The sequence below is a fragment of the Desertibaculum subflavum genome (genome assembly GCA_003576705.1).
Lineage (GTDB): Bacteria > Pseudomonadota > Alphaproteobacteria > Ferrovibrionales > Ferrovibrionaceae > Desertibaculum > Desertibaculum subflavum.
In genome coordinates, this window is the sequence record QOZS01000106.1 from 1 (window position 1) to 6,539 (window position 6,539).

At 71.7% G+C, this 6,539-nt stretch carries 10 protein-coding genes; 4 read left to right on the forward strand and 6 right to left on the reverse strand.

Translation table 11 applies throughout. The features are described 5' to 3' along the window. Positions 1-688: hypothetical protein (locus DT074_RS27240; RefSeq protein WP_162915276.1), on the forward strand; the 688-nt coding region annotated here is incomplete at its 5' end. 8 nt (positions 689-696) lie between these two features. Here DT074_RS27240 and DT074_RS27245 read toward each other — a convergent pair. The 3 genes from DT074_RS27245 to DT074_RS27255 form a co-directional block, all read right to left on the reverse strand. After that, a complete protein-coding gene (locus DT074_RS27245) occupies positions 697-1,386 on the reverse strand; it encodes an HAD family hydrolase (protein WP_119422988.1) in 690 nt (229 codons plus the stop codon). 123 nt (positions 1,387-1,509) lie between these two features. After that, positions 1,510-2,100, reverse strand: a complete 591-nt coding sequence (locus DT074_RS27250; RefSeq protein WP_119422989.1) for a PAS domain-containing protein — start codon at positions 2,098-2,100, stop codon at positions 1,510-1,512. Positions 2,101-2,186: 86 nt separating this feature from the next. Then, on the reverse strand, positions 2,187-2,393 hold the full coding sequence (locus DT074_RS27255; RefSeq protein WP_119422990.1) for a hypothetical protein: 207 nt from the start codon (positions 2,391-2,393) through the stop codon (positions 2,187-2,189). A 128-nt stretch (positions 2,394-2,521) separates the two neighbouring features. Between DT074_RS27255 and DT074_RS28340 the strand changes: the two genes are divergently transcribed. Next, positions 2,522-2,794 (forward strand): hypothetical protein, encoded by a 273-nt coding sequence (locus tag DT074_RS28340; RefSeq protein ID WP_162915277.1) that lies wholly within the window; start codon positions 2,522-2,524, stop codon positions 2,792-2,794. 12 nt (positions 2,795-2,806) lie between these two features. Here DT074_RS28340 and DT074_RS27260 read toward each other — a convergent pair whose 3' ends face one another. Continuing rightward, on the reverse strand, positions 2,807-3,892 hold the full coding sequence (locus tag DT074_RS27260) for a DNA glycosylase AlkZ-like family protein (protein ID WP_119422991.1): 1,086 nt from the start codon (positions 3,890-3,892) through the stop codon (positions 2,807-2,809). 37 nt (positions 3,893-3,929) lie between these two features. Further along, a complete protein-coding gene (locus tag DT074_RS28345; RefSeq protein ID WP_162915278.1) occupies positions 3,930-4,733 on the reverse strand; it encodes a class I SAM-dependent methyltransferase in 804 nt (267 codons plus the stop codon). A 138-nt stretch (positions 4,734-4,871) separates the two neighbouring features. Between DT074_RS28345 and DT074_RS28350 the strand changes: the two genes are divergently transcribed. Further along, positions 4,872-5,555: a winged helix-turn-helix transcriptional regulator gene (locus DT074_RS28350; protein ID WP_162915279.1), complete on the forward strand. Its 684-nt coding sequence runs from the start codon at positions 4,872-4,874 to the stop codon at positions 5,553-5,555. Positions 5,556-5,561: 6 nt separating this feature from the next. Here the strand turns inward: DT074_RS28350 and DT074_RS27270 are convergent, their stop codons facing one another. Then, complete coding sequence (locus tag DT074_RS27270; protein ID WP_162915280.1) at positions 5,562-5,840, reverse strand: hypothetical protein; 279 nt, start codon at positions 5,838-5,840, stop codon at positions 5,562-5,564. A 141-nt stretch (positions 5,841-5,981) separates the two neighbouring features. Here DT074_RS27270 and DT074_RS27275 point away from each other — a divergent pair. Further along, positions 5,982-6,539, forward strand: a 558-nt coding sequence (locus DT074_RS27275; protein WP_162915281.1) for a PRC-barrel domain-containing protein, incomplete at its 3' end; no start/stop codon positions are given.

Here is a 6,539-nt window from a genome sequence, read left to right on the forward strand (position 1 = left end):
CGCCGAGGCGCTCGGCCGCATCGGCGACCGCAAGGCGCTCACGGCGCTGCGCGCCAGCACCGTGCCGCGCGAGCCCGCCGCCGCCCGCGCGCATGGCTTCGCCCGCAGCCTGATCTCCTACCGGCTGGGCCTGGGCAGCGACCTGCTGGCCGCGCGCACGTCGCCGCAGCCGCTGGAGCGCGAGACGCCGGTCGAGGCCGCGCCGATCAGTGCCGAGACCTTGGCGCGGATCGCCCCGCGGCTGCCCGAGGAGGTGCCGGCGATCCGCCTGGCGCCGGCCGGCGGCGCCGCGCTCAGCTGCGAGCGGAACGATTTCCTGATCCTGCCCGCCGAGGCGCCGGGCGAGATCCGCCGGAGCAACGCCGTGGTCGGCGTGGTGCTGCGCAAGGCCGACAGCCTCGCCCGCTTCTCGCTGCACCTCTATCTGATGACCCACCCGGCCGGCGGCGGCAAGCTCGCGCTGTTCGGCGTGCGGCCCGACGGCACCGTCACGCATCGCGGCGAGCTCACGCCCGGCGACGAGACGCATGCGTTCCGCTTCGAGGCACTGGACACAAGGCTCGCCACCCCGCTGACGCTCGAAGGCCGTGTCACCACCGACGGCAAGGCGGTCACGGTGACGCGGGCGACCACCGGCCACCGCGCCAACACCGCCCTGTCCCGCGCCCGGGTGCCGAGCAAGGGATAGCGCCGCGGTCAGGCCGCGGCGAGGATGCCGATGACGCGGCGGAGCTCGCCCTTGGGCAGCGCGGCACGGGCGGCGGCGAGCAGCACGGGGCTCTCGCAATCATAGGCGACCGCAAGCCCGGCAACCGCCGCCATGCGGGCATCGGCCGGCGTGTCGCCGACCACGGCGGTGCGCTCGCGCGGCACCGCGAAGGCGGCCATCACCTGCATCGCCACCTCGTCCTTGCGGTTCTCGTCCACCATGATCTCCACCGTGCCGGCGATCCGGCCATCCACGATGGCGAGGCGGTTGGCCAGGGCGAGGTCGATGCCGAGCTCGCGCCGCGCCCGCTCGGCAAGCTGCCAGGGCCCGCTGCTGACGATGGCGGTGCGCATCTTCCAGGCCTCCAGCCTGGCCATCACATCGTGAATGCCGTCGACATAGCGCCGCTCCGCCACCAGTCGCTCGAACACCGCAGCATCGCGGCCGCGCCAGACGCCGCTCGCCGTCAGGCTGCCGAGGCGCGGATAGTCGGTCTCGCCATAGGCCTGCCAGAGCCGCAAGGCCTCCGCCTCGGTGCCATAGGCGCGGTGCAGGTCGAGCCAGAAGTTGCGGCCCTCGAAGATCACGCCGTCCATGTCGAAGATGACGAGGTCGAACGGCGGGCGCCCGGGCCCTGGCGCGCCCGTCCCGTCGGCGGAAATCTGTCGTTCGACCATCGGCGACCTCCCAGAACGACTCGTCCTGGCCGGCGCCTCACCATTGCCGATACTGCGCGGACCCGGCGGCGCGCGCCATATCGGCCGTCACAACCATCGGGATTCGGCAGAACGGCGCACGGGTCAGGCCGGGGCCGGACCGGGCGCCGCCAGCTCCGCGGCCGGGCACCAGGTGACGTCGCGGGAATCGAAGCTGGCACTGCCCAGCGGGCGCGGCCGGCCCGGCGCCGCCACCGACAGCAGGAAATAGATCAGCACCAGCAGCCGGTCGGCCCCGGCCTGCGCCGGCAGAACCAGCCGGCCGACCGGCAGGGCGACGTGGTTCTCGAACGACAGCGCGCCGGTGAACCAGGCCGGGCAGGCGGTCTGCATCGCCTCGCGGATACCGGCGAGCCGCGCCGCGCGCTCCGCCGGTGCCGCATTGGCGAGCACCGGCTTGCCCCTCGGGTTGCTGCCGAACAGATCAATCAACTCCTGGCCGACGAGCCCGTAAACGACCTCGCCGCCCGGCTGCTCGCGATGGATGGTGAGCCAGGGCAGGCATTCCGGCGGCAGGCGGTGCGGCGCGAAATCTTTCAGCTCGGGCCGCCCGTCCGTCGCCCGCATCGCCCGCGCCGCGTTCCAGGCATGGAAGCAGCGGCGTGCCCGGTCCACCGGCAGGCGTTCGACGAAGGACAGGCCGGCATCGCCGGCAGGCAATTCGGATTCGCCCAATACGCCACCCCGACAGGCAAAGACGCGGCTCGTGTATGCAAATGTAGTTCAAGCCGCCGGCATCCGGAACCGGCTTTACGCCGGGCTCAGCGCTGAACCTCTTTCTCCAGCTCGCGCTTCGTCTCGTCGTAGCGCTCCGGATGCGCGTAAAGCTCGTGCGTCGCCTTCTCGGCGATCCGCTCGTTCCGGCGGCTGCGGCGCGAGTTGTAGACGACGGCCACGGCGATCGCGACGCCGAGCGCCAGGATGCCGAGATGCCACAGCGACTCGAGTGGCAAAGCTTCCCACGGCATGGCTGCTCCTTCCTGAATTTCCAAGCTGATCCTGGAATCTCTCAGCGGGTCGTTGCGGAACGCCCGGCGGCGCGGGGACGTTCCGCAAAGGAGTCAATGGTGTCCCCACCACTTGGAAGGTTTCGCCGATGCCGGGCCAGCGCCGTACCGCATCACCCCCACCCGCTCCCGCGCCGCGCGACCAGGGAGAGGGACCGGTCGACGACGCGGCGCCGACGCCACCGGACGCGCCGAAGCCGCGCACCAGGAAGGGCGACATTTCGAGCGGCGTGCCGGATCCCGCCATCACGCCGCCGCCGCGCGAGCTGCCGGAGGGCCTGAAGGGCGGCAACAAGGGCTTTCGGCCGGCGCCCGCCGCCGATCGCTTCCCGGCGAAGCGCCGGCGCCCGAAGCCAACGTAGAGGGCGTGAGGCCTAGCGTTCGGCGCCGAGAAAGCTCTGCATTCGCGCGAGTTCCGCATCGAGGCTGCGGCGGAAATCCTGACCTTTCGGCTCGCGCCCGGCGAAACCGAGCTTCGCATCGATGCCGTGCGGTGTCATCGCCACATTGGCCCAGCCGATCACGCGATCGCCCCATGCCAGCGGCAGCGCGTAGTAGCCGAAGCGGCGTTTCTTCGGCGGCGTATAGGCTTCCAGGCGATAGTCGAAGCCGAACAGATGCTCGAAGCGCCGCCGCTCCCAAACGATCGGATCGAACGGCGCGAGCAGGCGCAGGCGGCGCGGCACGCCCGGCCGCTCATCGCCAGCGAGCCAGAGATAGCGCAGTCCCTCGATCTCGGCCGTCTCGATCTCGCCCGATTTCAGCATCGCCGCGAGCAGTGGGCGGAACGGCCCGAGCCCCGGCGCGCCGCGGCGCAGCAGGCCGAAGGTGTGGCCGAGGCCCGCTTCGGTGGCCGGCGCCTGCAGCCGCAGCACGAGGCGCAGGATGGCGCGCGCGCGCTCGTCCGGGGTGAGCGGCGGCGGGCGCTCGCTGACCGCCTCGTAGACGCGGATGCCGCTGTCGCGCCGCACCACGCGCAGCAGGCCGTAATGCTGCAGGAAGTGCAGCGCCCGCGTCGTCGCCTTGGATTGCTGGCCCCAGCCGTTGAGCGTGCGGGCGCGGCCGAAGCTGGCCTCGAGCGCGGCCGGGTGTGTCGGCCCGCGGTCGCGCACATGCGCCAGCACCTCGGCTGCGAGGCCCTTCGGCTTGTGAACGCCGTCGCGGCGCGCGATGTCACGGCGCGGATGCAGCAGCGCCGCCATGCCGCGCGGCAGGAAGCCGTAGGCGTAGAGATAATCCTCTTCGATCGGCAGCTTGGCGAAGCGCCGCTCCAGGTCGCCGGCGCGGTAGCCGGCGACGCGATGGCGCAGGATCAGATCCTGCGCCCGCGCGGGCGCGCGGATCGGATCGGCCTGCACGAAGCCGAGTGCTTCCAGTGCCGGCCCGAGCTTCGCCGCCGGGCCGAGCGTCTGCGCGAAGACACGGGCGCGGATCTGGTTCAGCGTGGTCGGGGTCGGCATGCATCTCCCGGGCGAATCACTGCCCGGGAGATTAGCGTCATTTGCGCCTTCCGATCACGACCAGGTACTCGCGCCGCACATGCAGCCCGGCCGGCACGGCGTAGTGCCGGTGGTAGTCGTCGACATCGCGCCGGAACGCTTCCAGCCGGTCGGGCGGCAGGCCCCGCGCCAGCTGGCGCACCGGGCCGAAACCCTCGCTGAACCAGTCCCACATCTGCTGCACGTCGTCGTAGTAGGCGTTGTTGGTGCCGCGCTCGAAGGCAAGGTCGAAGCTGCCGCCGAGCAGCCTTGCGACCTGCGCGGGATCGCCCCAGGCAAGCGGCGAAGGCTCCGGCGGCGGCCCGCCGGCATGTCGCCCGACAACGGCAAAGAACTGCGCCACCGCGCCGCCCGGCACCCAGGTCGCGAGCACCAGCCGCCCGCCCGGCCGCAGCACCCGGGCAAGCTCGGCCGCGGCACGCTCGTGGTTCGCGGCGAACATCACGCCGAAGGTCGAGATCGCGCCGTCGAAGCTCGCATCGGGGAACGGCAGCTGCTCCGCATCGCCCTGCCGGAAGTCGATCGCCGGCCGGATATGGGCGGAGAGCCGCTGCGCGGCGGCCAGCAGATCGCCGGAAATGTCGATGCCGGTAACTTCGGCGCCGGTGCGGGCCGCATTGCGCGCCGACCAGCCGGTGCCGGTCGCCACGTCGAGGATGCGCTGGCCGGGCCGGGCGTTCAGCCGCTGTGCGGCATGCGCGAGCGCATCGGAGATGCCGAAGCTGATCTCGTCATAGGCGGCGCCGCCGAGGCCCCACATCTCGGCCGCCGGCCGGTGATGGGCGAGGACGTTGTCTGGCATGGCCGGCTCCCTTCGCTGGCGGTTGCGTGCTGCCGGAAGCCGAACACGGGCGGACGGGCCCGCGATAGTCCACGAAGTGTAGTGGCGGCGGCCCCCCGGCCGGCGTTAGCGTTGCGGCTTCGAAGGGAGGGCAGACGCATGAAGACCTATGGCCAGTTCTGCCCGGTCGCCAAGGCGGCCGAGGTGTTCTGCGAGCGCTGGACCCCGATCATCCTGCGCGACCTCGCGACGGGCGCGACACGCTTCTCGGAGCTGCGCCGCGGCGCGCCGCTCGCCTCGCCCACCCTGCTGTCGCGCCGGCTGAAGCAGCTGGAGGCGGAAGGCATCGTCGAGAGCCGGCCGGCGCCGCGCGGGCGCACCTATCACCTGACGCCGGCCGGCGCCGAGTTCGCGCCGCTGATCGAGGCGCTCGGCATCTGGGGCCAGCGCTGGTCGCGCCGCGAACTGGCGGCGCACGAGGTGGACCTCGGCCTGCTGATCTGGGCCATGCAGCGCTCGGTGCATCCGAAGGCGCTCGGCCCCCGCCGTGCGGTGGTGCAGCTCAGCTTCACCGACCAGAAGGGCAAGCGCCGGCACTGGTGGTTCGTCAACGACGGCGGCGAGGTGGAGCTCTGCCTCGACGATCCGGGTTTCGAGATCGATCTCTACCTCGCGGCGACCTTGCGCGACATGATCTATATCTGGCGCGGCGACCTTCCCCTGGCCCGCGCGCTGGCCGAGGGCCGGCTGGAGGCCGACGGCTCCGCGCGGGCGCGGCGCGCGCTGCCGCGCTGGCTCGGCATCTCGACGCTGGCGCATGTGCGCTCGCAGCGCGCCGCCTGAGCCGCGTCAGGCAAACCAGCGCCAGATGCCGACGAGGTTGACCACCAGCAGCACGGCATTGAGCGTGGCCAGGCTGTAGATCCGGTCGGCCAGGCCGGCGCCGATCCACAGCACCGAGGCGACGGAGAAGATGACGAAGCCCCATTTCGTCGCTTCGGTGTTGGAGGCGACCAGGATGGCGGCGACGATCGCCGCCGCGGTGGCCGACCAGCGCAGCGCGCGCAAGCCGGGCCGCTTGTCGACGCCGGATCCGGTTTGGTTCCCTGCCTCGGACACTTGTCGCAAAGAAATGCTCCGCCGCGCGAATTCGCGATTGTCGGAAACCATTTGGGGAGCCGCACGTTCCCTTGCCGGGGACGAGGCGATTGCGGGCGCCGCGACAAGCTGCCGCCTCGTCGCCAGCGAGACACAGGACTGGAGGAGAACATGCGCACACCACTTCTCGTGGCGGCGACGAGCTGCCTTGCACTGACCATCGGCACCGCGAGCTTCGCTGCCGACACCAAGCCGGGAACGACCGCGCCGAAGGCGGCGGCGACCCAGCAGATGCCCTCGCAGGTGGAGGCCGACAAGCTGATCGGCCGCGACATCCAGAACACGCAGAACGAGACAATCGGCGAAATCGAATCCGTGCTGCTCGGTTCTGGCGGCAAAGCGGAGACCGTGGTGGTCGGCGTCGGCGGATTCCTCGGCATGGGCGAGAAGAACGTCGCGCTGAAATGGAGCGACCTGAACGTCAGCCAGAACGGCGAGAAGGTCACCGTTGCGATGACCAAGGAGCAGCTGAAGTCGCTGCCCGAGTTCACGTATCGCGACGAGAAGGATCGCGGGCGCGTGGTCCCCTATGACGTGAGCCGCAACGACGCCTCGCCGCGCACCGCCCCGCTGGCGACGCCGCCGGGCCGCACCGCGGCCGACACCGCACCGGGCGCGCGGACCGGCACCGACACCACGACGCCGGGCCGCACCGCCGCCGACACCGCG

What these genes read in the sequence shown, in the direction of transcription:
- DT074_RS27260 (WP_119422991.1), bottom strand. Translation starts at nt 3,892, where the DNA reads ATGCCGACCCCGACCACGCTGAACCAGATCCGCGCCCGTGTCTTCGCG.
- DT074_RS27255 (WP_119422990.1), bottom strand. Translation starts at nt 2,393, where the DNA reads ATGCCGTGGGAAGCTTTGCCACTCGAGTCGCTGTGGCATCTCGGCATC.
- DT074_RS27245 (WP_119422988.1), bottom strand. Translation starts at nt 1,386, where the DNA reads ATGGTCGAACGACAGATTTCCGCCGACGGGACGGGCGCGCCAGGGCCC.
- DT074_RS28340 (WP_162915277.1), top strand. Translation starts at nt 2,522, where the DNA reads ATGCCGGGCCAGCGCCGTACCGCATCACCCCCACCCGCTCCCGCGCCG.
- DT074_RS28350 (WP_162915279.1), top strand. Translation starts at nt 4,872, where the DNA reads ATGAAGACCTATGGCCAGTTCTGCCCGGTCGCCAAGGCGGCCGAGGTG.
- DT074_RS28345 (WP_162915278.1), bottom strand. Translation starts at nt 4,733, where the DNA reads ATGCCAGACAACGTCCTCGCCCATCACCGGCCGGCGGCCGAGATGTGG.